The sequence below is a fragment of the Enterobacter cloacae complex sp. 2021EL-01169 genome, from assembly GCF_020733125.1.
Classification (GTDB): domain Bacteria; phylum Pseudomonadota; class Gammaproteobacteria; order Enterobacterales; family Enterobacteriaceae; genus Enterobacter; species Enterobacter roggenkampii.
The window spans coordinates 845,106-868,782 of record NZ_JAJFTC010000001.1 but is presented as its reverse complement, the minus strand read 5'-3'; the positions used below and the strand labels follow the sequence as shown (position 1 = coordinate 868,782).

Genomic DNA, 23,677 nt, shown 5'->3' with positions numbered 1-23,677 from the left:
GCGGTTATGGGCATGAGAAACGGGGAAGCTGGAACGGGTTGCGAATGCTGTTTGGCGCAAACTCCAGCGTGACCTGATGTCCGTCGACGTTGAAGGTGGCCTGACGGCTGAGGCTACCCGCCCCCGGGCTGGTGCTCGCTTTATCAAAGAAGCGGTTCAGCGCCCAGGAACCGTTGGTCACCAGCGTCGCCGTGCTGCCGTTCGCCAGACCCAGCTGCATGCGGACCTGGTTGGTGCCGCCCGGCCCCGGCCAGTTCATGATCTGCACCGCCTGCGGCCCGTGGCTGTAGCGCAGCAGCTGACCGTCCACGTCCAGGGTCAGGTTCAGAATGGTGTTATCCATTCGCACGGTGCGAACCGTCACCTTGAAGGACGGCGTGGTTGCGCCGTTAGCAAAGAAGGCGTCGCGAATCGACTGGGCCTGCTGGAACGGTCTCAGCAGCCCTTCGCTTCCCGGCAGCGTTTTTCCGTCGATGCCCGGCATAAAGCGCCAGTTGGCCTGGGTGGTGTCCACTTTGCTGGTCAGGTTATCGCGAAAGAAGGTATCCATCAGCCCGGTCCCCGGCGCAAACATGCGCGCGAGATCGTCAGGGGTGACCTCGGTGCTGGCGCTGCGCACCAGCGGGTAGCGACCGGCAATCGCCTGACGGCAGAACCCGCCCACCTCAACGTTAATGCGCTTACGCACGTTTTCCAGGTCACGGCGCTGGGTGTCGCTGCTGGCGCCCACCGCCATGTTGCTGAACATGGTTTGCAGCCCGCCCGGCAGACGACCGGCGCTGGCCTGCAGGCGGCTGATCGCCTCCCCGCCCGGCGCCGGCATGCCGCTGTTGGCCGCGTCCTGTACGGCGGTCAGGTAGCGATACAGCTCATCCACCTGCTTGAGAAAATCGTCAAACACGATGGTCTTCCCGCCCTTCTCCAGCGGCTGGGCCAGCTCAATCATCGGCGCGTAATGGTCGGTCACCAGCTGCTCCGGCGCCTGGGTAACCGCTGCGGCCTGCGTTGGCGCGTTGTCATTATTGCTGAACAGCGCTTCCAGCGTGCGGGTGGCGCGGCTGCTTTGCGCCTGCGCTTTACCCGCATCTTCCGGCGCTGGCGTATCGCGGGAGAGCGTCAGGACCTGGCTCAGGTTCTGCACCAGGCGGCGCAGCGGCGAGTTGGCGCCGGAAAGCAGGCGCGCGGTATTGATGCGCTGGGAAAGGTCGGCGCTGTTATTCAGCTGAATGTCAGCGAGAAAGCGATCCCAGTTAGCGATAAAGTCGCGCATATAGAGCTGGCGCACGGCGTTATCGATCTGCTGTTTATCTTCCTGCGCCGTGGCGGCCCCCAGCACCCAGGCGTCGTCCTCGTGCAGGGCGGTGGTAACGCTGTCAATCTGGCCGTTAAAGCTTTTCCAGTAGCCGTCCGGCGTATACAGACCCGGAACGCCTTCGCTCACCGGCTTGCCGCTTTTGCGGGAAAATACCAGCTCGCTCTGCGGTCCGCCCAGGTCGGAAAGGGAGACCGGCTTCAGGTTGTCGTCATGCTCCAGCAGGCGCTTCAGGCGGCCGTAGACGCGGGTTGAAAGCGGCTGCTGGCCGATCATCGCTCTTTCGCGCGCCACCAGGGACTCGTCCTGCGCGTACGGCGAGGCCTGAATTTTCGGCTCCAGCAGCTGCGTCAGGTGCCATTCAAGCTGCTGCAGCTGTGCCTTCGTGACGTTCTGCGGCAGGTTACGCTGCAGGTTGAGCATTACCCACGAATGCAGGAATTTGCCGTCGTAGTGCTTCGGCTGATAGAACATCTGATAGGCTTTCAGCGCCTCGTAGCTGTATTCCACATCGCTGCCGTTGTCGTTGCGAAGCCAGGTGGTGATGTGCATGGCGACGGCAGGGAGCAGCATCTGATCCAGCGCTTTCTGATACAGGGACTGAGAGGCATCGCTGACGTCATCCCCGCGATAAAGCCCCATACGGCGGGAGACCGGCGGATCGTTCACGTCAAACGCGTCGCTTTTCGGCAGATCCACCAGGCTATTCAGCAGCGGCAGCAGTTCGAACAGATCACGCTGGGTCTGGTTCTGTAAGGCCTTGCTCTGCTGGTCGAGCAGCGGAACCTTCGCATCCACTTCTTCCAGGTAGGCCTTGTTTTTGGCATAGCTGGTGAGCCACAGTCCACCCAGGATCACCAGCAGGGCCAGCAGCGCCGCATAGCCAGACCAGATCACGGCCCGGTTGCGCAGCTCCCACCAGCGGTTTTCTCCGGCGATCCCGGCTTCCTGGAAGATGACGTTTTGCAGCAGGTTCTTGATGAAGAAACTCTGGCCTTTTGCGCCCGGGATTGGCGATTCTTTGCTGACCGAATCCCAGTTATCGCTCTCTGCCCCTTCCGGCAGCGACAGCGCGCGGTTCAGTTCGCCCATCACGCGGTCGAACGGCATGCCTTCCTGCGTCCCGCTGGCGAAGTAGATCCCGCGCGGAGAGAACTCGGTTTCGAAGTTCGAGCGGGCGAAGACCGTGCTGAGGTAATCCGCCAGCAGCGGACGCAGCGCGGCGAACTCCTGCGGGAAAAGATATGCTTCGGCGCGGGTCTTCGCGTCATGCTCTTTGAGCATGGTTTCCGGCAGCCCGGCGTCGAGGCGCTGCTGCAGCAGAGAAAACTCCTGCTGGAAGTTGCCCATCAGATCGTAATCGGCGTGTTTGGTTTGTTCCCACGGCAGCGTGAAGCCCCAAATCTGGTCGCGCTGCGCTTTATCGTAGTCGGCAAACCAGGCGCGGAAGCCTTTGAGCAGGTCGGCCTTGGTCACCATCACGTAGACCGGGAAGCGAATCCCCAGCTGTTCATGCAGCTCGGACAGACGCTGACGCAGGTTCACCGCCTGCTGGCGGGACGCCTCGGCTGACTGGGTGAGCAGGTCAGAAATGCTGATGGTGACGATCACACCGTTGATCGGCTGGCGGCGGCGATACTTGCGCAGTAACCCCATGAACTGCAGCCATTCCCCGGCGTCCTGCACCTGCTCGCTCTCCTGGGTGGTATAGCGACCCGCGGTGTCCAGCAGCACGGCCTCGTTGGTAAACCACCAGTCGCAGTTACGCGTGCCGCCAATGCCGCGCAGGGCGGTCTTACCGAAGCGGTCGGCCAGCGGGAACTGCAGCCCGGAGTTGACCAGCGCCGTGGTTTTACCGGAACCCGGCGCGCCGATAATGACGTACCACGGCAGCTGATAGAGATATTGCGTGCTGAAGCGCTGCGTCCACTGAGCGCCCTGCCCCGCCTTGCTGAAGTGCGCTTTTTTCAGCATCTGCGCGGCTTCATCAAAACGGCTGGCGAGGATCTGCTCCTCGTTGTTCAGTCGCTTCTGCGGATCCGCCGCTTCCGGGCTGGTGGTGTTCTCATTGAGCTTGTCCATCAGCTTGCGGTTCAGCCAGGCGTTGTAAAGACGCGGCAGAATGTGGCCCTGCGCCCACAGCAGATAGACCACGGCGATACTGATAATGCGGTTCTGTTCAGATTCAAGCGGCCGGGTGTCCACGATGGACAACAGCGGGCCAATCATCCAGATCACCGCCGCCAGCGCCGTGACGCCGAGGAAGCTCCACAGAATGCGGTTAGTCAGTATGGAAAGAAGAGTCGTCAGCATTCCTTAGTTTCCTTGCGGCAATCCGTTCAGCTCGGCCTGGGTATTTTCAGGCGACACCAGCAGAGTAATTTCCACACGGCGGTTACGGGCGCGGTTTTCAGGCGTCGTGTTCGGCGCTACCGGGTTAATCTCGCCCCGCCCTTCCGCTTTCACGCGGCCAGGCTGAGAGAGGCTTCCCTGCAGCATTTTCTGTACCGAGCGGGCGCGTTCCAGAGAGAGTTCATAGTTAGAGGCAAAGCGCGCGCTGCGGATCGGCACGTTGTCGCTGTAGCCCACCACCAGAATTTTGCCGCTCACGTTATTCATTGCCTGCGCGATGCGGTGGATGACCGGTTCATAGCGGTCGCGCACGACGGTCGAGGCAGAGGCAAACAGCCCGTCGCCTTTCAGGATAACCACGCTGCGATCCGCTTCGTCTTTCACCGCGACGAGGCCAGCCTCGATCTCCGGTTTCAGGAAGCCGCGCAGGTTCAGCACTGCCGGAAGCTGACGCGCCGGTTGCTGAATAGTGGTTTCCGGCAGCTGGGACTGGTAAATCTTCGCCAGCACCGGGTTGGTGCTGTCGCCAAGACGCCAGTTGAGCACGATATAAAACAGACAGGCGATAAACCCGGCCAGCGCCACGCAGGCCCAGAGAGGAACCATCGGCCGCCAGAGCTTGCGCAGCACCGGGCGATCTTCCGGATGGGGAGAAAGCGGCGCCGGATAGCTGCCGCGCACGCCGCGGATCATCTGCCACAGCCGCTGCTTGATGGTCTCAAGCTGGGTGCGGCCATTGTCCAGCACCCGATAGCGTCCTTCGAAGCCGAGCAGCAGGCAGTAGTTGATCATCTCCAGCAGCAGAATGTGCTCGCGCGGGTTTTGCGACAGGCGCGCCAGCAGCTGGAAGAACTTCTCGCCGCCCCAGGTTTCGTTATGGAACGTCACCAGCAGGCCGTTGCTTGACCAGACCCCGCTGCTGCCCCAGGGGGTGAGCGCGGCGGCTTCATCAAGCGCCGTACAGAGGCAGTAGCGTGCCCCGACGATCACTTCGTAGGGCAGCCCCGCCTGCTGACAGCGGACTTCGAAACGGCGAATTTCATCGATCAGGCGCTGGCGTAACGCCACCTGATCGTCGTGCGATACCGAATGACGGATCTGCGGAATCGCATTGAGCAGCGGATTGGCGGCCGCCACCAGCTGATTGTTGCTACTGGCCCCGGTGAACGCGGCATCGCTGCCGGTATCCTGTCGTTCCTGCATATTAAGCGCTCGCTTTATTATTCTGTCGGGCTACGGATGGCCCAAAACTCCATATCCAGCCCCGGGAACTCCCCCGCAAGGTGCAGGGCGAATGCGCCGGACTTATCCATCTCGTGCCACAGCTCGCTGCCCTTCTCGAGCTCAAAGTAGCTGTAGCCGGCATGCCACGGGATCTGCGGCGGTGCAACCGGCATGGCGCGCAGCATAATGCCCGGCAGCTGAAGCTGAACCAGATCGCGGATTTTCGACACCGGTGCGACCTTCATCTGCGCCGGGAAATGGGTTTGCAGGTGTTCGCCCGGCACGTTGGCTTTGACCGCCAGCACGAAGCCGAACTCACGCACCATGCTGGTTTCAGGCACCGTGGCGATGTTGAGGCCGTGAGAGCGCTCGTTAAGCGGCAGCTGGATAGCGTGGTCTTCCATCACCAGCGACAGCCCCTGACGCAGCATCAGCATCAGCTTGCTGAAGCAGTTCGCCAGATCGTCATGATCGTAAATCGGCAGCACGCTTTCGGCGGTCCGCTGCGACGTCCAGGTGGCAAGCTCGGTCGCAAACGGCAGCCAGCTGCGCCAGAGGGTTTCCGGGTGCAGCAGCGGGAGGGTTTTTAAATGAGACACCTCGCCCAGATGACGATTAACCAGCGACAGCAGCGTAAACTCGATCATTTCAGAGGTGTTAAAGCGGCCTGGCTGGCGCAAACGGCCGCCAATCTGCTGGCTGCGCTGCACCAGTAAGCCGTGCAGATCGTTGATCATGCTGTAGATCTGCGGGCTGTTATTAGCATTGAGCATCGGCGGGATGTAGCTGTTGTCGAGCCGCACGTGGTTGTCGTTACGCTTCTCGGTCACAAACGCCACGCCGATGGCGGTCCACTCCGCCGTGAGGTCTTTTTCGAGCATCAGGGTCAGACGCAGGCGGCCAAACTGGACGGTAGCATCCCCCACCGACATGGCGTTATCGTCCTCCACCTCCTGCTCGAACGCGATAAAGCGCGCCAGCGAGGATGGCTCTTCGCTGAAAATCACCTCTTCTCTCTCGCCACGACGAACCGGCAGTGCGAGCACCACCTTTTCGTTGGTGAGATTGTCAGGAATTTTCAGCGGTACTGGACCGTTACGCCCGTTGCGCACCTGGAAAAAGGTGCCGTCCGGCAGCAGCCCACTGCAGTAGCTGAGGGCAATGCATCCCTGACGAAGCATCGCTTCATCCAGTTCAACGTCGAGAAAGCCCCAGAGATACGATCGCTGCAGCGCGCCCCATTCACGAACATGGTTGAGCAGATAGCTTTCAGTCCGCTGAAAATGGTGTGGACGCAGGAACATGCCTTCGGTCCAGACGACCTTTTCTGCTTTCGTCATGATGATGTGTTTCCTGTTTAGAAGCGCGTTACTGGCTGATGACCCGAATGCCGTTCACGTCGAGAAAAACGTTGGCCTGAAGTTCATCGGCGGACCATTTCCAGAACTGGTAGATATGATTTTCGCCAGGCACGGGCAGAGGGAGTGAAACGCGCCATTTTTTGCCATCCAGCACCTGGTACTCCGCCATCACGCCGATGTAGCGAGCCTCCGGTGAGCTTTGCCCGCTGAGAGTTTTTGACAGCTGTCCCGGCATCAGGAAGAACACATCGCTGTTCAGCAGATTCGCGCCAAGCGTGGCTGACGCGTTGTTCTGCAGGGAGTAGAAGTCGCTGGACATGAAATCCGCATCGGATTTCAGCAACAGTACCCGGACCTTAAGCGGCGCAGATTCATTGATTTGTGGATGAGCCTGAAACTGCAGATTGTAGCGGGAGGGGTCGCTGTGTGAAGACGACGTACAACCACTGACCAGCGCGAAAATCATCGCGTAAAAGAATAACCACAGCCTATGAAAATTTTTATTATTCATAAAAATGCGCTCATGAAAGCCGTTTAGTTCAGGATCCAGGTACCGTTAGCGCTGTCTTTGCAGGCTTTGCTGTTGCCGTCGACATCAACACAGGTCGCTTTTTTACGCGCCTTTGGACGAATAGCCTGTTTACGCACGGTGGCGTCGTACTGGTCGGCCTTGATAACAGCGCGCATCGGAACGTAACCAATCAGCTGCTCGTTGCCTTCATCGGCAAGCGCCATCCAGTAGTGTTCAACCTGCCCCAGCACCACGTACGTTTTTCCGGTATCAAGAGTGCGGATAACTTTACCGCCGAAGTCAGGACGGCTCATCAGAGAGGCCGGATACATGGCACGATACGGCTCGTTAACCGGCGTGAACTCCGTCGGCGGCGTCACAGCGTGACGGTGGGTTAAGGTGACGCCGTTGACCTGGCTGGTCTCGATCGTATCGTCGTTGATCACAGGTTTCTGCGGTGCTTTACAGCCCGCCACCGCCATTACAAACAGAAGTGAAAACAGTACGCGCATTTTCATATGCTTTTCCGTAGCGATATTTCGATGATGGAGATAAGGGGATGAAGTTTGACTTAAGTGCTATTGTTAAAATAGCCAGGATATTTTCGGGGCGTTACTACTTTAAGGGCATAGCTACCGCACGAGCCTTTCAGAATAAGGCCCAGTGTCTTCCTGACATATTTTGACAAACGGTAAACAAGTTTACATGAGCTTCGTATCAATTCAATATTTACCGCCGCGTAACTGTTGGTAAATGAAGCAGTCGGAAAATTATAGGATTAATCCTATGATAAAAAACGATATGGCCCACCCTTTCATATTTCCCCACCACAAAACGACATAACTTCATGTTTTATCTATTAAAAAATACAAAAGAGAACCACTTTCATTAACGCAATCACGCTATTATCGCCACTACCATAATTAGTAGAATTCGCGTTTTTTTGATGTCAAAGGAATATATCCGTGATGAATTATTTGTTGCACTAACAGGGTATCTTTAATATTGAAGACGCTTCATCGCCTGGGTGAGAATATTTCACTTATGCAGAAAAATGTTAATTTCATGCCGCAAAAAAAGCGTATATTTTAGGCCGTAATAATTCCACTGCCAGGTATACCTTATATCTATTATTCATTAAGCGTGAGTAAAGCTTCCTGCCATTCTCTCAAATGAAAAATGCCTCCGGCAGCCCGCCAGCCGCGAATCGTGGCGATATCTCCAGCGCAACAGCTTCATTCGATATTTTACTGGCGCTACATACTTTCCTGCTCACTGCCATCTATCTCGCCTACCGGACGATAGATAAGATTTATTATTAAAATGATAAATATTCGTTATAATTTCTTTAAATATTTAAACACCAGACCAAATAAATTACTGTAATAAAAAGAGTTTGCGTTAAGGCATTTTTCCGTTCCGTATGTGCGTTGCCATCCGGCCGTCATTGCTTTCACCTATTGCTCTCGTCAGTGATTTTTTGAGCTCAGGCGTTGTGTGATCGAACAAATCAGGAGTGGGTATGAACAAGAAAAGACGCTCGGTGCCAGGCATCAGACACTATGACGGCCCTGCCGGCGGTTGGGGCGCATTGAAAGCAACGGCCATTGCGGTACGCACCCAAATGGATACCTTTGACGCCCCGGCGACGCTGCTGCGCACCAACCAGCCTGACGGCTTTGACTGCCCGGGCTGCGCGTGGCCTGATAAAGAACACAAATCGACGTTCCAGTTCTGTGAGAACGGCGCCAAAGCGGTGACGTGGGAAGCCACCAGTAAACGCGTGACACCCGCGTTTCTGGCTGCAAACACTGTCTCCTCGCTGCTGGCAAAATCGGACTTTGAGCTGGAAGGCTACGGTCGACTCACGCACCCCCTGCGCTATGATCGGGCGAGCGACACCTTCCGCCCCGTCGACTGGGACGAGGCGTTTCAACGCATCGGCGAAGTACTGCGCGGGCTCGAACCGGACCAGGTCGAGTTCTATACCTCCGGACGCGCCTCTAACGAAGCGGCGTATCTGTTCCAGCTGTTCGCCCGCGAATACGGCACCAACAACTTCCCCGACTGCTCAAATATGTGTCACGAGGCCACCAGCGTCGGTTTGCCCCGTTCGATTGGCATCGGGAAAGGGACCGTCTCGCTGGACGATTTCGACAAGACGGAGCTGGTGATCTCCATCGGCCATAACCCCGGTACGAACCATCCGCGAATGATGGGGACCCTCCATGAGCTGGCCCGTCGCAACGTGCCGATTATCGTCTTTAACCCGCTGCGCGAGCGCGCGCTGGAACGTTTTGCGGACCCGCAAAGCGTGATTGAAATGGCGACCTACGGCTCCACGGATATCGCTTCGACCTATTTCCAGGTGAAGGCCGGAGGTGATGCCGCCGCGCTGAAAGGGATTGCCAAACACCTGCTGGAAATGGAGGCCGCACGCGGTGACGTGCTCGATCGCGCGTTTATTGTCGAACATACTCAGGGCTTTGAGGACTTTGCCGCCGATATCGCGCAAACCCGCTGGGACGAGATCGAACGCGAGTCGGGTCTCAGCCAGGCGGCGCTCAAAAAGGTGGCCGAGGCCTATGCGAAATCGAATGCCACCATCATTACTTACGGGATGGGCATTACCCAGCATAATAAAGGGACGGCCAACGTCCGCCTGATTGCGGACCTGCTGCTGATGCGCGGGAATATCGGCAAGCCCGGCGCGGGAATATGCCCGCTGCGCGGCCACTCAAACGTGCAGGGGAACCGTACCGTCGGGATTAGCGAGAAACCCACGCCGGCCTTCCTGAACCGTCTGAAGGAGGTTTTCGGCTTTGAGCCACCGTCTCACCACGGCCATGACGCGGTGCAGGCCACCCAGGCGATGATCGACGGCCGCGCGAAGGCGCTCATCTGCCTCGGCGGTAATTTTGCGGTGGCGATGCCCGATCATGAACGCGGCTTTCCGGCGATGGGATCCCTGGATTTGAGCGTCCACGTTGGCACCAAGCTCAACCGTACCCATCTGCTGGTGGGCAAAGAGACCTTTATTTTCCCATGTCTTGGCCGTACCGAGCTGGATGTTCAGGCCACCGGCCGCCAGTCCATTACCGTTGAAGACTCGATGTCGATGGTCCATGCCTCATCCGGCAAGCTAAAACCCGCCTCGCCTTTACTCCGCTCGGAACCCGCTATCGTCGCGGGCATGGCGAAAGCCACCCTGCCGGATACCCGCGTGGACTGGATGACGCTGGTTGAGGATTACGACCGTATCCGCGATCTGATCGAGCAGACCATTCCGGGCTTTGAGAACTATAACGCGCGGATCCGCGTTCCCGGCGGCTTCCGTATGCCGCTGCCGCCAACGCAACGTCTCTGGCCAACGGCGACGGGAAAAGCGATGTTCTCGGTCTTCGACGGCGTACACGAGAACGCCAGCGGTGAAGGTGAGCACGTCCTGCGCCTGATCACGCTGCGCAGCCACGACCAGTACAACACCACCATTTACGCGCTGGATGACCGCTACCGCGGCGTGTTTGGCCGCCGCGACGTGCTGTTTATGAACGAAGAGGATATGGCGCAGTCAGGGCTGGAACACGGCGACCGCGTGGATATCGAAACCGCCCTGCCCGGCAACGGACAGCGTCTGGAAGACATTACCGTGGTGGCGTACAACATCGCGCCGGGGACCGTCGGGGCCTATTATCCGGAGGCCAACGTGCTGGTCCCGCTTGATTATCTGGATAAGGACAGCGGTACGCCGTCGTATAAATCCGTTCCGGTTCGCATCACCCTGCGCTCAAAAGAGATCCGCATGCTGTAAGCCGATCGCGCAGAGAAAAAGATGGATATTAAACAGTTAAAATATTTAATCGCGCTCGACGAGACCCGCCATTTTGGCAAGGCGGCCTCGCAGTGCAACATCACTCAGCCGACCCTTTCCATGCGCATCCGCAGCCTGGAAGAGGAGCTTGGGCTGGTACTGATTGTGCGCGGGCAGCGCTTTGAAGGGTTTACGCCGGAGGGTGAACGCATCCTCGCGTGGGCCCGCGCGCTGCTGGCTGCACATGACGGGCTACAGGCGGAAGCCGCGCTGTGCAAAGGTCAGGTGGTGGGCGAACTCCGTCTGGGGATGGTGCCGCTGGCGAGTGTGGATCCGATGATCTTTATCCGTCTGCTGACGGAAAAATACCCGGAGCTGACCTACAGCCTCTATTCCATGTCCTCCGCGCAGATTGCCGACGGCGTCAGCCGCAATCAGCTTGAGCTGGGGATTTGCTATCTCAACAGCATCGACGCCAGCCTGTTCGATATTATCCAGCTTCCCAAAACGAAGATGGGCCTGCTGCACGACGTCCGCCATTTCCAGCTCGGCCAGGATACATTGACCTGGCGCGATCTGACGGATTTTCCGCTGGGGTTCCTGACCAAAGGGATGCATTACCGGGCGCATATGGAGGCCAGCTTTAAGTCTGCTGGCATTGAACCGAGGTCCGTTTTCGAGAGCGACTCCACGTTCCAGATCATCCAGGCGGTTCAGAGCGGCGTATGCTGTGCCGTGATGCCGCTGAACAACGGGCTGGAAGAGTTGAACAGCCATTTCAGGATTGTCCCCATCGCCGATGCGGATATCGAGGCCCCTGTCGGCCTGATTATGCGCAGGCAAAAACCCGTCTCCTCGCTGGCGCTGCGCTGTTTTACCGACGCGCAGGAGATCTATCACGCCAGCAATGAGGCGTAGGCCTGACGCGTCACCACGCTAAAACCGCGGATCAGCACCGCGTCGCAAACGGCCCGGTGCTCCGGCGAACTCACCAGCGCGTGGAGCGCATCGCGAAGGGCGTTCAGGGTCTCAGGCGAGGTGCGGGGCGAGGTAATGAGCGGCAGCCCTGGCGTCAGAGGGGTATGGTCAATGACCGCCAGACCCGTCAGGCTTTCCGGTTCGTGACGCTGCAGCAGTGCCCAGGTGACACAGTCGATGGCCGCGATATCCCCTGCCCCGCGTTTGACATCAATCAGCGACTGGCGATGGCTGCCGCTGAAGGACGTTTGCGCGAAAAACGGCTCCTGAGCCACCAGAGGCGCCACTTTTTTTCGCAGCGCATTGTAGCCGGACTGCGAGTCCGCAGAGTTACAGACCGCCCGTCGTCCGCGAAAATCCGCCAGCGTGAGGTGGCGATCCTCCTCGCGCACCACCAGAAAGCTGCGGTAGTGGAACCCTTCGCAGCCCGGGGCCGCGTAGTGAAAACAGCCGACGACCTGCACGTCCGGAAGCTGTGTGACGAGCGGATAACCGCAGGCCTGGCTGAGGATAAGCCCGGGCTGTTGCCAGTGGGTGAGCAGATCGGACTCCGGCCAGCCAGGAACATCTTCGACGGGCACACCGCGAGCGGCCAGCAGCCCCTTTACCGCCAGCCAGAGCGCGCGGGTGTCGGCGCGATCCACCGCATACATGGGAAACGCCAGCAGGTTACTCATATCCCTCTTCCTGTTGTTTTCCGGGGTGAACGGTGACGTCGACGGGCCTGGCCCAGAACTGGCGCAGCCATTCACCGTAGCCCCTGACGAGAAAACCGCGGTTTCGCTCCCGGTACGCCTCCCGGTTTTGCTGGTAGATCGCCTTCAGCCCGTACCACGGCACCCCCGGTAAATCATGATGTACTGAATGGTAGTTGAGATTTAAAAACAGTATCCGCCAGAACAGCCCGGCCTCGTTAATGACGGAGCGTGCCAGGGGATCGTCCGCCGCGCGGTGTTCGAGAAACGATCGCACCTTGGTCAGCGCCAGCGCCGGATAGCTGACCGCCAGCACGAACCAGACGGGGGAAAAACCGACGTGCGTCATCCAGGCGAAAAGCGCCACCAGCAGCGTGATGTGAACCAGCCACATCGTCATCGCCCGCAGGTGAAAATGACGAAACGCCGCCCCGGCGCTGCCCAGCGTCTGGACGATATCCAGCAGCGGCGCCAGCAGAAGCCGACCGGCAAAGGTATTCCGGGCCCGGATCAGGCGCTTCTGCCAGGGGGAAAAGCGCGCCCAGCTCGCCTCGGTAAAATAGTACGACTCCGGGTCATCCACCGGATGGGTAAGGCTATCGTACCGATGGTGGGCCAGATGGGAATCCCGGTAGAGGCCATACGGATACCAGACCGCCAGCGGGAGCGTGCCGAACAGCTGGTTAAGCCAGGCAAAACGGGTGGGATGCCCGTGGATAAGCTCATGCTGCAGGGACATGTACCAGGCGGTAAACCCGATGAGCAGCAGCGTGGCGGGCAGCAGGCCGAGCGTTTGCCAGAACGCCAGCGTGGCAAACCAGCCCGCATAAATCGTGAACATTAACAGCCAGGTGGGCAGTTCGCTTCGCCATAAGAAACCCGACGCGAGGCGGTGAATTTGATTGCGTTGTTGCGGATGTAAATAGAGGGAGCTTCGTTTACCCATTCCTTCAGACGCCGTTTCGCCAGAGACAGAGCCCTGACGATCGGGGATTACGCCTGAAATCACAAACAACTTAAATCGCTTTGCTTTGCCAGAAACGTGAAGTGCGGGCACGCTTGACTTATTCTGTATTAAAGGTACTTTTCAGGACATGAAGAAGATCCTGATTATCGTTCCCGACGGCGGCATGCTGTTTGAAGCCGCCGGTATCGCCGACATTCTGATGCAGGCCAATCGGCTGCATCCGGAAGGGCTGGCGCATCCCCGCTACCGGATTATCATCGCCACCACGCAGCCTCACCAGGTGATCCACGGCCAGTCCGGTCTGAACCTGCTGGCGGACTATCGTCTGCCGGAGCTGGATCCGCGCGAACCGCTGGACACCATTATCATCACCGGACGCGGTATGAACGAGCAGGAGAGCATAGCCGTTGTGGACTGGCTGCACCTCGCTGCGCCGCACGCCCGGCGGGTAGCCTCTATCTGCGGCGGCGCGATGCTGCTGGCCCAGACCGGCTTGCTGGACGGTCGGCGCGCCACCACCCACTGGCGGCTGCTGGAGACCCTGCAAGCCCAGTACCCGTCAATCCAGGTCGAAGGCGGCCCGCTGTACATTCAGGATGGCCCCATCTGGACCTCCGGCGGCGTGAGTTCCGGGTTCGACCTGACCCTGGCGCTGGTGGAGGACGACTACGGATTTACCCTCGCCCGCGACGTGGCGCAGGATATGGTGATGTACCTGCGACGTCCCGGTGGACAGCTGCAGTTCAGCCGCTACAGCCTGCAGCAGCCGGGCACCGCAGGGCCGATAGGCGAAGTGCAAAGCTGGATCCTGCAGAACCTCACCGCCGATCTGTGCGTGGAGAACCTGGCCGAGAAAGCGGCGATGAGCCCGCGTAACTTCACCCGCGTGTTTACCCGCGAGGCCGGGGTCTCGCCTGCCCGCTACGTGACCGAAGCGCGACTGGCCGCCGCCCGCCAGCTGCTTGAGCAAACCCGCGATCCCCTTGAGCGCGTTGCTGAGCAAAGCGGATTTGGCACCAGCATTAATTTACGCCGCATCTTTGAGAAACAGCTTCACCTCACGCCCGGCGAATACCGCCAGCGCTTTCATTGCCGCAAGATGGCGTAACCTGATCCTTTTTTGTCGTTTACGCCAGCCGGCCCGACGCCTACAGTGACTCCAGACAACAGAGATAAGGAGTGCACCATGGTTAAGGTCGGTATTAACGGTTTCGGCCGTATCGGACGTAATGTCCTGCGCGCGGCGCTGGGCAACCCGGATCTGCAGATTGTGGCGATTAACGATCTGACGGACAGTAAAACCCTCGCCCATCTGCTGAAGCATGATTCCCTTCTGGGCAAACTGCCCGCGCCCGTTGAAGCGGGTGACGGTGCGTTGCAGGTAGACGGCCAGCGGATCGTGGTATTTAGCGAACGCGACCCGGCGAATATCCCGTGGCGTGATGCCGGGGTAGACGTGGTGATTGAGGCCACCGGCTTCTTCACCGAGCGGGAGAAAGCGGCGGTGCATATCACCCACGGCGGCGCTAAGCGCGTCATCATTTCCGCCCCCGGGAAGAACGACGACCTGACGATTGTGATGGGCGTCAACCATGACCAGTACGATCCCGCCCGGCACGCGGTGGTGAGCAACGGGAGCTGCACCACGAACGGTCTGGCACCGGCCGCTCAGGTGCTGCATCAGCAGTTCGGAATTGAGCATGGCCTGATGAACACGACGCACGCCTACACCAACAGCCAGGCGCTGCACGATCAGCCGGAGAAAGATCTGCGCGGCGCCCGCGCGGCGGCGCTGTCGATTGTGCCCTACTCCAGCGGCGCGGCGAAAGCGCTGGGGAAAGTGATCCCCTCCCTGGACGGCAAGCTGACCGGGTACTCCCTGCGCGTGCCGGTGCCGGTGGTATCGATTGTCGATTTAACCGTGACGCTGAGCCGCAACGTGACCGCCGAAGAGGTGAATGACGCGTTCCGCAACGCGGCCGCCAGCGGGCCTCTGAAAGGCATTCTGGGCTATAGCGATGAACCGCTGGTCTCCAGCGATTACCAGGGTGACCCGCGCTCCTCGATTATCGACGGGCTTTCCACGCTGGTGATTGGCGGGAATATGGTGAAGATCCTGGCGTGGTATGACAACGAATGGGGCTTCTCTAACCGCCTGGTGGATCTGGCGGTATTGATGGATAAGAAAGGGCTGTAAACCTGAGGCCGGGTGGCACGAACGCACACCCGGCTAAAAAATCACTCCGCTTTCACTTTCACACCCATAAACACAATCACCATCGCCGTCACCAGCAGCAAACCGCTGCCCGCGAACACGCCGCTGGCACCGTTAAGATCAAATACCGCCCCACCTCCGGCCGCACCGGCGCTTATCGCCAGCTGGATTGAGGCCACCAGCAGCCCCCCTGCACTTTCGGCTTCATCCGGAACGGTGGTCGCAAGCCAGGTTGACCAGCCCACCGGAACCAGACCAAATGCAAAGCCCCACAGCGCGACCAGCAGCCCGTCCAGCATGGCCAGATGACCAAAGGCGACCATCATGAGCGCGAGAACGCCCATCGCAAACGGCACCAGCGCCAGCGTCAGGCGCAGATTGCGTGCCAGCAGATGCCCGGCCACGGAGGTGCCCACAAAGTTGGCGATACCAAAGCCCAGCAGGATCAGAGAAATGGTCTCCACGCTCGCCTGTCCTACCGTCTCCAGGAACGGACGCAGGTAGGTAAAGAAAGCGAAATGGCCGCTGAAGATCAGGATGGTCGCCAGCATGCCGCCGATCATCCCCGGACGGCGCAGCACGCGGAACAGCGTACTCAGGCTACCGCTGCTCTCCGGCTTCATGGACGGAAGCACCCACAGCTGCCACAGCAGCGCCAGCATGCTCGGCAGAATGCAGAGCACAAAGACGTTGCGCCAGCCGATCAGGCTGCCCAGATAGCTGCCCAGCGGCGCCGCGACTACCGTGGCAATCGACACGCTGGAGAAGATCACCGCCAGCGCTTTCGGCACTTTATCTGCCGGAACCAGACGCATCGTCGTGGCCGTCGACATGGCCCAGAATCCCCCGATCGCTATCCCCAGCAGCAGACGCCCCATGAGCAGGACGTGCAGATTGGGCGCAAAGGCCACCAGCAGGCTGGAGATAATTTGCAGCACCGAGAAAAACATCAGTACCCAGCGGCGGTCGATACTCTTGGTTGCCGGGGTGATCAACAACCCGGTGACCAGCGCCACCAGCGCGGTGGCGGTGACAGCCTGTCCGGCCATCCCCTCGGTCACGCCCAGGCTCGCGGCCATGGGTGTTAACAAGCTGGCGGGCAGAAATTCTGCCGTAATCAAACCAAATACCCCCAGCCCCAGTGAATAGACGGCCCGCCAGGCGGGTTTTGCAGGCGCTACCGCCTCGCTCGCCGCGACACATGAACTCATCTGTTGATCTCCCGTTATAAAAATGTGACTACTGTCGCAAAAGAATAGAAGGTTCACCCTGGACGATCTATGACATATAATCTCCACTTATTGATTATTCGTCCGGAGTTGCGCCATGACCGTACAGTCACCCGATTTGATCAGCGAACTTTTACGGGGCATGCGCCTGTCAGGCGTGAAATACCGGCGGATTGAAGCCAGTGCGCCCTTTGGCGTCGCGTTTCATCAGGCTCCCGGCCGGGCACAGTTCCATTTTGTGAGCCACGGTAGCGCCCTGCTGCGCATGGAGAGTGGCGCAACGTTCGAACTGAGCGGTGGCGACGCCCTCTTTATTCCCGGCGGGAATTCCCACGCTTTGCTCTCTGACGAGCAGGCCACACTTACCCCGGTCAACGCCTTCCCGAGCGAGCCTATCTGCAGCTCGGTCTGCGCCATTACCTGCGAGCCCTGCCCTGAGAGCGAGAACACCCTTATTTTTAGCGGGTGCATGGATTTTGAGCTGGGCGGGATGCAGCCGCTGATCAAGGCGATGCCGGAAGTGATGATGGTTAGCCGGCTGATGTCCACCTGGCCGGAAATTCATCCGCTGCTGGCGGCGATGGAGCGGGAATCCGCGGCGCGTCAGGCCGGGTATGCCGGGATCCTTGCGCGGCTGGCCGACGTGGTGGCGGCGTTAATTGTGCGGGGCTGGGTTGAAGGCGGCTGTGGCAAAGCCACCGGCTGGGTGCAGGTGCTGCGCGACCCGCGCCTGAGCCGGGCCATTTACGCCATGCACCAGCAGCCAGGCCTGAACTGGAGCGTGGCGGATCTGGCAAAAGAAGCCGGGACTTCCCGATCCGTTTTCGCGGAACGGTTTCTCGCGGCGACGGGAACGACCCCGGCAAAATATCTCAGCGAGCTGAGAATGCGGCTGGCCATTCAGTATATTCGTCATGAAAACCAGCCCATTGAAACGGTCGCGCTGCGGCTGGGATATGGCTCTCTGGCGGCATTTAGCCGGGCGTTTAAGCGCATCATTGGCCATGCGCCGGGCACGCTGCGGGAAGCCAGCCAGACCGCGGAAGAGGTCTGAAAGCGCGGCAATATTTAACGCGAAGCGGGCAATATTCGTCTAAGGTTTTCAGGTGATTGACAACAGCGGTCACGCTGTTTAGTGAAGACAGGAGACGAACTGATGATAAGACCTCGTACACTACGCCCCGCGTTTTTGCCCCTTGCGTTAGGCGGCGCGCTGCTCGGCCTAACGACACTGGGCTATGCCGACGATAACCCCGCAACCCAGACAACCTCACCCGATATTTTACTTGGCCCTCTGTTTAACGACGTGCAGAGCGCCAAACTGTTTCCCGATCAGAAAACCTTTGCGGATGCCGTCCCCAAAAGCGACCCGCTGATGATTCTGGCGGACTACCGCATGCAGCACACGCAGTCCAGCTTTGACTTACGCCACTTTGTCGAGATGAACTTTACGCTCCCTGCGGAAGGGGAAAAATACGTTCCGCCTGCTGGACAAAGTTTACGTGAGCACATCGACGATCTCTGGCCCGTACTGACGCGCACTACCGATAAAGCCAGCAACAAATGGGATTCCCTTCTGCCGTTACCGAAGCCCTACGTTGTGCCCGGCGGACGTTTCCGCGAGGTCTACTACTGGGACAGCTATTTCACCATGCTGGGACTGGCAGAGAGCGATCATTGGGACAAAATCAGCGACATGGTGGATAACTTTGCGTATGAGATCGACACCTTCGGCCACATTCCCAACGGCAACCGCAGCTATTACCTGAGCCGCTCCCAGCCGCCGTTTTTCTCGCTGATGGTTGAACTGCTGGCGACCCATGACAGCGACGCGCTGAAGAAATATCGTCCGCAGATGGAGAAAGAGTATGCTTACTGGATGGACGGCGTCGATGCCCTGCAGCCGGGCCAGGCCAACAAACGCGTGGTGAAACTGGATGACGGCGCTGTCCTCAACCGCTACTGGGACGACCGCGATACGCCGCGCCCGGAGTCCTGGCTTGACGATGTGAACACCGCGAAAAGTAACCCAAACCGACCGGCAACCGAGATCTACCGTGATTTACGGTCCGCCGCGGCCTCGGGATGGGACTTTAGCTCCCGCTGGATGGACGATCCGCAAAAACTTGGCACCATCCGGACCACCAGCATTGTGCCCGTGGACCTGAACGCCCTGATGTTCAAGATGGAAAAACTGCTGGCCCGGGCAAGCCAGGAGAGCGGCGATGCCGCCAGCGCAAGCAAGTATGAGACGCTGGCCACCGCGCGCCAGAAAGCCATCGAGAGCCACCTGTGGAATGATAAAGAGGGCTGGTACGCCGATTACGACCTGAAGAGCAAGAAGGTACGCAATCAGCTCACGGCGGCGGCCCTGTTCCCGCTTTACGTCAAGGCGGCGGCGCAGGATCGTGCCGAAAAAGTCGCCGCGGCAACCTCCTCTCGTCTGTTGAAGCCGGGCGGGATAGCGACCACCACCGTCAACAGCGGCCAGCAGTGGGATGCGCCAAACGGCTGGGCTCCGCTGCAATGGGTGGCCGCGGAAGGGTTGCAGAATTACGGGCAAGAGAAGGTCTCGATGGATGTGACCTGGCGCTTCCTGAAGAACGTTCAGCATACCTATGACCGGGAAAAGAAACTGGTCGAGAAGTATGACGTGTCGACCACCGGTACGGGCGGCGGCGGCGGTGAGTATCCGCTGCAGGACGGCTTCGGCTGGAGCAACGGCGTGACGCTGAAGATGCTGGACCGGGTCTGCCCGAAAGAGAAACCGTGCGACAGCGTGCCGGAAAATCGGCCTGCGGCGAATGATGAGGTGGCGCCGGTGAAAGCCCCGGCGCAGTAAGGGAGTATTGCCGGGTGGCGGCTACGCCTTACCCGGCCTACTTTTTGCCCTCACAGGGCCTTGCTCAGAAACTGTAACTTGCCCCAAGCTGATACGTTCTGTCCCGCCCAATCCAGCAGTTGGTCACGTCGTAGCAGGTCAGCGTCTCTTTGTTGGTGATGTTCTGCGCGCTGGCTTTAAGCGTCAGCCCGGCCAGCGAAGGCAGAATTTCACCCATCCGGTAGGATGCCGACAAATCGTACTGCGTGCTGCCCCCCAGTTTACCCGCATCGTTAGCCGGTGAGATTTCCATTGGCCCGGTGTAGCGTGCGCCCGCGCCCAGCATCAGCCCTTTCAGCGGTGTGTTTTCAAAGGTGTAATCCCCCCAAAGGTTGAAGGCATTCTCCGGCACCTGCGTTGGACGTTTACCTTTGTACTTGTCATCTTCCGTATTGATCGCGTGGATGTAGGCGTAGTTGGCGATCAGCGTCAGGTTGTCCGTCGGGCGGCTGATGGCAGACAGTTCCGCCCCTTTGGATTCCACTTCCCCGGTCTGACGATAGTTCAGGAAGCCCGGATCGGAGGTGACAACATTTTTCTGGCGGATGTTAAACACCGAGGCGGTAAAGGTGGTGGCGTAATCCGCCAGCAGATATTTTACCCCACCTTCCACCTGCTTGCTGGTGGTCGGCTTGACGTCTTTCGCCGCGAGCGTGCCCTGCGGCGACACCGGCGCAAAACCTTCGGAATAGCTGATAAACGGCGAAATCCCGTTATCAAAGGCGTAAAGCGCGCCCAGACGTTTGGTGACGCGATCCTGCGATACCCAGGCCTTATCACCGTTTTGCAGATAATTAGTAGTGACGGAGCGATAATCATCGTAACGCAGGCTGGCCAGCAGATTTAACCCGCCAAACTCCACCTGATCCTGCAGGTAATAGCCGTTCTGCTGATAGCTCAGACGGTTTTTCTGGGCGGTATACAGCCCTAATGCGCTTTCGCTGATTTGCGAATAGTCAGGATTGCGCATATCCATGCCCGGCGTGGTCGACGCGTAACGGTAGTGGAAATGGGAGTTCAGCTTCTGATAGTCAAACCCGGCCAGCAGATGGTGTTGCCAGTCACCCAGCGCCACGGTTTTGGTGACCTGGTTATCGATGTTGAAGCTCTGCAGATCTTCATCGGTGGTGTAGGCAAAACGGTTGAGCTGATAGATCTCGCTTCCCGTGCCCGTTGCATAGACGCTGCGCTGATGCGTGTCAACGTCGAAATAGCGCGCCTTCTGGTTAAAGCCCCAGCCGCTGTCAAACTCATGCTCAAAGCTGTAGCCCAGCATCCACTGACGCTGCTTAAACCCGCTCCACTCATCACCGGCGTAATCGCGCTTGCCCGCGTATGTCGAGCGCAGGTAGGCGATCGGAAGCGGGTTAGACGGCGTCAGGCTCGGGGAGTTCTGCGCCAGCGCATCCAGGGTGAGGCGGGTTTTGCTGTCGGGTTGCCAGGTGACGGACGGGGCAACCAGGTAGTTTTCATACCGGGTGGTGTGCGGCTGATCGTCATTTTCCGTCGCTTTACCCAGCAGGCGGTAGTTCCAGTCGCTGTTGGCAATCTGCCCGGTTGAGTCGAGATAGCCCTCTTTCAGGTTGCGGTTGCCGGTGTTAAAACCAAATTCGGTTCGCGCTTCCCGCTGCGGCTTTTTACTCTGGATATTCACCAGCCCGCCCGGCGAGCCGCCGCCGTAGAGAACCGATGAGGGGCCTTTCAGGATATCAACGCTGTCAATCAACAGCGGATCGATGCGCGCTTTGGTATTGCCGGTGACGTTATAGGGTAACTGCAGCCCGTTGTAGAACTCCTGGTCGACGGTAAAGCCACGAATTTTATATTCGCTCATGTAGGAGGTATTTCCCCGCACTTCGGTTGAAACGCCCGGCGCATAGCGAAGGATTTCATTCACGGAATTCGCATGGCGCTTGTCAATTTCCGGCGCAGAGAGGGTCGTGATGACCTGCGGCGTTTTACTTTCAGCTACGGCCGATTTCGTGGCGCTGTTCGTCCAGGCCGGCAGCGCGCTGCCCTGCTCTGCGCCCGTGACGACGATAGTGGATTCTTCGGCGAATGCCGGAGCGTGCAGTGCGAGCGTGATGGCGCCTGCCAGGGCGCAAAGCGTAAAACGAGAGGGAGTCATAATGTCGTCTTGTTGTCAGATGCAATACGGAACGACAATTATTATCATTTACATTAACAAATCAATACTCAGGTAAAAAAACGGCCCTCCGCAGAGAGCCGTTTACGTTATCTTATGCTCGTCGCAGTAACCTGAATATGCCCAGCACCACAATGGCGCCCACGACAGCGACCAGAAAACTGTGCAGGTCAAAACCACTTATGTTGCCTCCGAAGCCAAACATCGTCGCCAGCCAGCCGCCCACAACCGCACCAACGACCCCGAGTACACAGGTCAAAATAAAGCCGCCGCCATCGTTTCCCGGCATGATCAATTTCGCGATAGCGCCAGCAATAAGACCAAAGATAATCCAGGCGATGATACCCATAGCGATGCCCTCTTGCAGGTTTAACGCATGTGCAGAAAACCTTCTGCACAGCTAACTTAAGTATAGGTCATCGCCGGAAAATCATTTTCTTGTCACCGACTTATCTTTGCCTGAACAGGCAAAAAAAACTCACCGGTTTGTATTAAGTTTCATTGCAGATTGCCGATAACGCTAAGACAGTCTGTCATCTATCAAGGAGCCATCCGGCGTGAGTCATTACAGTGAGCAGTTCCTCAAGCAAAATCCGCTGGCTGTATTAGGGGTATTACGCGACCTGCAAAAAGGTGAAGTGCCGCTGCGCATCAGCTGGTCGAATAATCAGTTCATCAGTAAGATCCTTGACGCCTCGCAGGAGCGGCTGGTGATTGATTTAGGCAGTCAGGAGTATGAAAACCGCGCGGCGCTGAAGGCGGAGAATATCGCCGTGATGGCCGAAACGCAGGGCGCCAAAGTGGAGTTTGTCCTGTCGCGACTGGAACTGAGCGAATACCAGGGGCTGCCGGCCTTTGTGACCCCGCTTCCCACTAATCTTTGGTTTGTCCAGCGCCGTGAATATTTCCGCATCAGCGCCCCGCTTCACCCTGCCTACTTCTGCAAGGCCAAAATGCCGGACAAAAAAGAGATTCGCTTCCGTCTCTTCGATCTGTCACTGGGCGGTATGGGCGCGCTGATGGATACGCCGAAGCCTGACGGACTGGTGGAGGGCATGCGGTTCACGCAAATCGAGCTGGATATGGGGGGCTGGGGGCGCTTTTATTTCGATGCACAGCTGATTGCCATCAGCGAACGCACCGTCGTGGACAGCAAAAATGAAACGATCACCACGCCGCGTCTGAGCTTCCGTTTCCTCAACGTCGGACCTGGCGCTGAGCGCGAACTGCAGCGCATTATCTACTCCCTGGAGCGGGAGGCGCGCGAACGCGCAAATAAAGTTCTGTAAAAAACATCGGGCAGCGTGACCGCCGCCCGTCTGCGGCATTACATGGCATCCATCGCTTTCTGCACTTTCCAGATATAACGAGGCGCCTGTGGTGCCGGGTGATTTTTCACCACATGCTCAAAGAATTCGTCTTTGTCCATGCCGTTAATCTCTTCTATCGCCTCTTTGCGGTCAGAGGAGAAGGTTCTCAGCAACGCGCCGGCGCCGTTAACGTAAGACACCACCAGCGCGTACTGCATGACCTCCGGATCCTGAATCCCCTTCAGCACGCCATGCTCCATGATGCTCAGATAGGCCGTGCCCATTGAAATGTTGCGTTCCGGGTTCTTCAGCTCGCTGGTCGACGGCTGGCCGCTCCAGCCCATGTAGCGGTATACCTCTCTCCCCGCCGTTGACGCTTTAAGCTGCATCAGCCCCACCGCGTTCGACTTGCTGACAAGCGTGGGGTTACCGCCGGACTCCACCGCAATGATCGCCGTGATGAGGCGCGGACTGACGCCCCAGGCTTTCCCGGCTTGTTCACTGATCGGCATCCACTGCATCGCCCGCTTCACCGGCACTTCCGGGTTCCAGGGCGGGTTTTGATAATCATGTTTTGAACTACAGCCAGCGAGCAACACAATCAAAAAAGCAAACCATCTCAATTTCACGTCATCTATCCTTATAGCCGGTCATCGCGGTGCGCCGCCCCTTGAAGCAGGCGGCG

Annotated in this window: 18 protein-coding genes; 7 read left to right on the top strand and 11 right to left on the bottom strand. The window is 58.6% G+C overall.

The genetic code is table 11. The annotated features are described in order from the left end of the window. Nucleotides 1-4 precede the first annotated feature (4 nt). Genes tssM through LLF79_RS03980 form a run of 5 tightly spaced genes read right to left on the bottom strand, consistent with a single transcriptional unit; the run spans nucleotide 5 to nucleotide 7,278 of the window. Nucleotides 5-3,625, bottom strand: a complete 3,621-nt coding sequence (tssM, locus tag LLF79_RS04000) for a type VI secretion system membrane subunit TssM (RefSeq protein ID WP_227879114.1) — start codon at nucleotides 3,623-3,625, stop codon at nucleotides 5-7. Between the two features lie 3 nt (nucleotides 3,626-3,628). After that, a complete protein-coding gene (locus tag LLF79_RS03995; RefSeq protein WP_008502648.1) occupies nucleotides 3,629-4,867 on the bottom strand; it encodes a DotU family type VI secretion system protein in 1,239 nt (412 codons plus the stop codon). 17 nt (nucleotides 4,868-4,884) lie between these two features. Next, nucleotides 4,885-6,228 (bottom strand): type VI secretion system baseplate subunit TssK, encoded by a 1,344-nt coding sequence (gene tssK, locus LLF79_RS03990; RefSeq protein WP_021240388.1) that lies wholly within the window; start codon nucleotides 6,226-6,228, stop codon nucleotides 4,885-4,887. Nucleotides 6,229-6,256: 28 nt separating this feature from the next. Next, nucleotides 6,257-6,760 (bottom strand): type VI secretion system lipoprotein TssJ, encoded by a 504-nt coding sequence (gene tssJ, locus LLF79_RS03985; RefSeq protein ID WP_126306266.1) that lies wholly within the window; start codon nucleotides 6,758-6,760, stop codon nucleotides 6,257-6,259. A gap of 23 nt (nucleotides 6,761-6,783) precedes the next feature. Then, a complete protein-coding gene (locus tag LLF79_RS03980; protein ID WP_227879113.1) occupies nucleotides 6,784-7,278 on the bottom strand; it encodes an SH3 domain-containing protein in 495 nt (164 codons plus the stop codon). A gap of 1,004 nt (nucleotides 7,279-8,282) precedes the next feature. On the opposite strand from LLF79_RS03980, the gene LLF79_RS03975 reads away from it, so the two are divergent. Both LLF79_RS03975 and LLF79_RS03970 read left to right on the top strand, forming a co-directional pair. Continuing rightward, complete coding sequence (locus LLF79_RS03975) at nucleotides 8,283-10,571, top strand: FdhF/YdeP family oxidoreductase (RefSeq protein ID WP_045418961.1); 2,289 nt, start codon at nucleotides 8,283-8,285, stop codon at nucleotides 10,569-10,571. A gap of 21 nt (nucleotides 10,572-10,592) precedes the next feature. Further along, the gene (locus tag LLF79_RS03970) at nucleotides 10,593-11,489 is read left to right on the top strand and encodes a LysR family transcriptional regulator (RefSeq protein ID WP_039024218.1); all 897 of its coding nucleotides are present in this window, start codon (nucleotides 10,593-10,595) and stop codon (nucleotides 11,487-11,489) included. On the opposite strand, the gene LLF79_RS03965 is transcribed toward LLF79_RS03970, so the two are convergent. Together LLF79_RS03965 and LLF79_RS03960 are read right to left on the bottom strand one after the other, a co-directional pair. After that, the gene (locus LLF79_RS03965; protein WP_039024217.1) at nucleotides 11,468-12,226 is read right to left on the bottom strand and encodes a phosphate/phosphite/phosphonate ABC transporter substrate-binding protein; all 759 of its coding nucleotides are present in this window, start codon (nucleotides 12,224-12,226) and stop codon (nucleotides 11,468-11,470) included. The two genes, LLF79_RS03970 and LLF79_RS03965, sit on opposite strands and share 22 nt — an antisense overlap. Next, on the bottom strand, nucleotides 12,219-13,190 hold the full coding sequence (locus LLF79_RS03960; protein ID WP_039024252.1) for a fatty acid desaturase: 972 nt from the start codon (nucleotides 13,188-13,190) through the stop codon (nucleotides 12,219-12,221). Before LLF79_RS03960 ends, LLF79_RS03965 begins: the two co-directional genes overlap by 8 nt. Nucleotides 13,191-13,338: 148 nt before the next feature. On the opposite strand from LLF79_RS03960, the gene LLF79_RS03955 reads away from it, so the two are divergent. Together LLF79_RS03955 and gap are read left to right on the top strand one after the other, a co-directional pair. After that, entirely contained in the window at nucleotides 13,339-14,319 is a 981-nt protein-coding gene (locus tag LLF79_RS03955; protein WP_039024216.1) for a GlxA family transcriptional regulator, read from the top strand. A gap of 78 nt (nucleotides 14,320-14,397) precedes the next feature. Beyond that, on the top strand, nucleotides 14,398-15,408 hold the full coding sequence (gap, locus tag LLF79_RS03950) for a type I glyceraldehyde-3-phosphate dehydrogenase (RefSeq protein ID WP_021240396.1): 1,011 nt from the start codon (nucleotides 14,398-14,400) through the stop codon (nucleotides 15,406-15,408). Between the two features lie 41 nt (nucleotides 15,409-15,449). On the opposite strand, the gene LLF79_RS03945 is transcribed toward gap, so the two are convergent. After that, the gene (locus LLF79_RS03945) at nucleotides 15,450-16,637 is read right to left on the bottom strand and encodes an MFS transporter (protein WP_023325486.1); all 1,188 of its coding nucleotides are present in this window, start codon (nucleotides 16,635-16,637) and stop codon (nucleotides 15,450-15,452) included. A 115-nt stretch (nucleotides 16,638-16,752) separates the two neighbouring features. Here LLF79_RS03945 and LLF79_RS03940 point away from each other — a divergent pair, with 115 nt between their 5' ends. Further along, nucleotides 16,753-17,709 (top strand): AraC family transcriptional regulator, encoded by a 957-nt coding sequence (locus LLF79_RS03940; protein WP_008502659.1) that lies wholly within the window; start codon nucleotides 16,753-16,755, stop codon nucleotides 17,707-17,709. Between the two features lie 102 nt (nucleotides 17,710-17,811). Further along, a complete protein-coding gene (locus tag LLF79_RS03935; protein ID WP_227879112.1) occupies nucleotides 17,812-19,497 on the top strand; it encodes an alpha,alpha-trehalase in 1,686 nt (561 codons plus the stop codon). A gap of 64 nt (nucleotides 19,498-19,561) precedes the next feature. Here the strand turns inward: LLF79_RS03935 and LLF79_RS03930 are convergent, their stop codons facing one another. Further along, nucleotides 19,562-21,664: a TonB-dependent siderophore receptor gene (locus tag LLF79_RS03930; protein WP_227879111.1), complete on the bottom strand. Its 2,103-nt coding sequence runs from the start codon at nucleotides 21,662-21,664 to the stop codon at nucleotides 19,562-19,564. A 112-nt stretch (nucleotides 21,665-21,776) separates the two neighbouring features. Beyond that, complete coding sequence (locus LLF79_RS03925; protein ID WP_008502662.1) at nucleotides 21,777-22,031, bottom strand: GlsB/YeaQ/YmgE family stress response membrane protein; 255 nt, start codon at nucleotides 22,029-22,031, stop codon at nucleotides 21,777-21,779. Between the two features lie 208 nt (nucleotides 22,032-22,239). On the opposite strand from LLF79_RS03925, the gene LLF79_RS03920 reads away from it, so the two are divergent. Then, complete coding sequence (locus LLF79_RS03920; protein WP_008502663.1) at nucleotides 22,240-22,971, top strand: flagellar brake protein; 732 nt, start codon at nucleotides 22,240-22,242, stop codon at nucleotides 22,969-22,971. A gap of 38 nt (nucleotides 22,972-23,009) precedes the next feature. On the opposite strand, the gene emtA is transcribed toward LLF79_RS03920, so the two are convergent. Continuing rightward, nucleotides 23,010-23,621: a membrane-bound lytic murein transglycosylase EmtA gene (emtA, locus tag LLF79_RS03915; protein WP_008502664.1), complete on the bottom strand. Its 612-nt coding sequence runs from the start codon at nucleotides 23,619-23,621 to the stop codon at nucleotides 23,010-23,012. Nucleotides 23,622-23,677 lie beyond the last annotated feature (56 nt).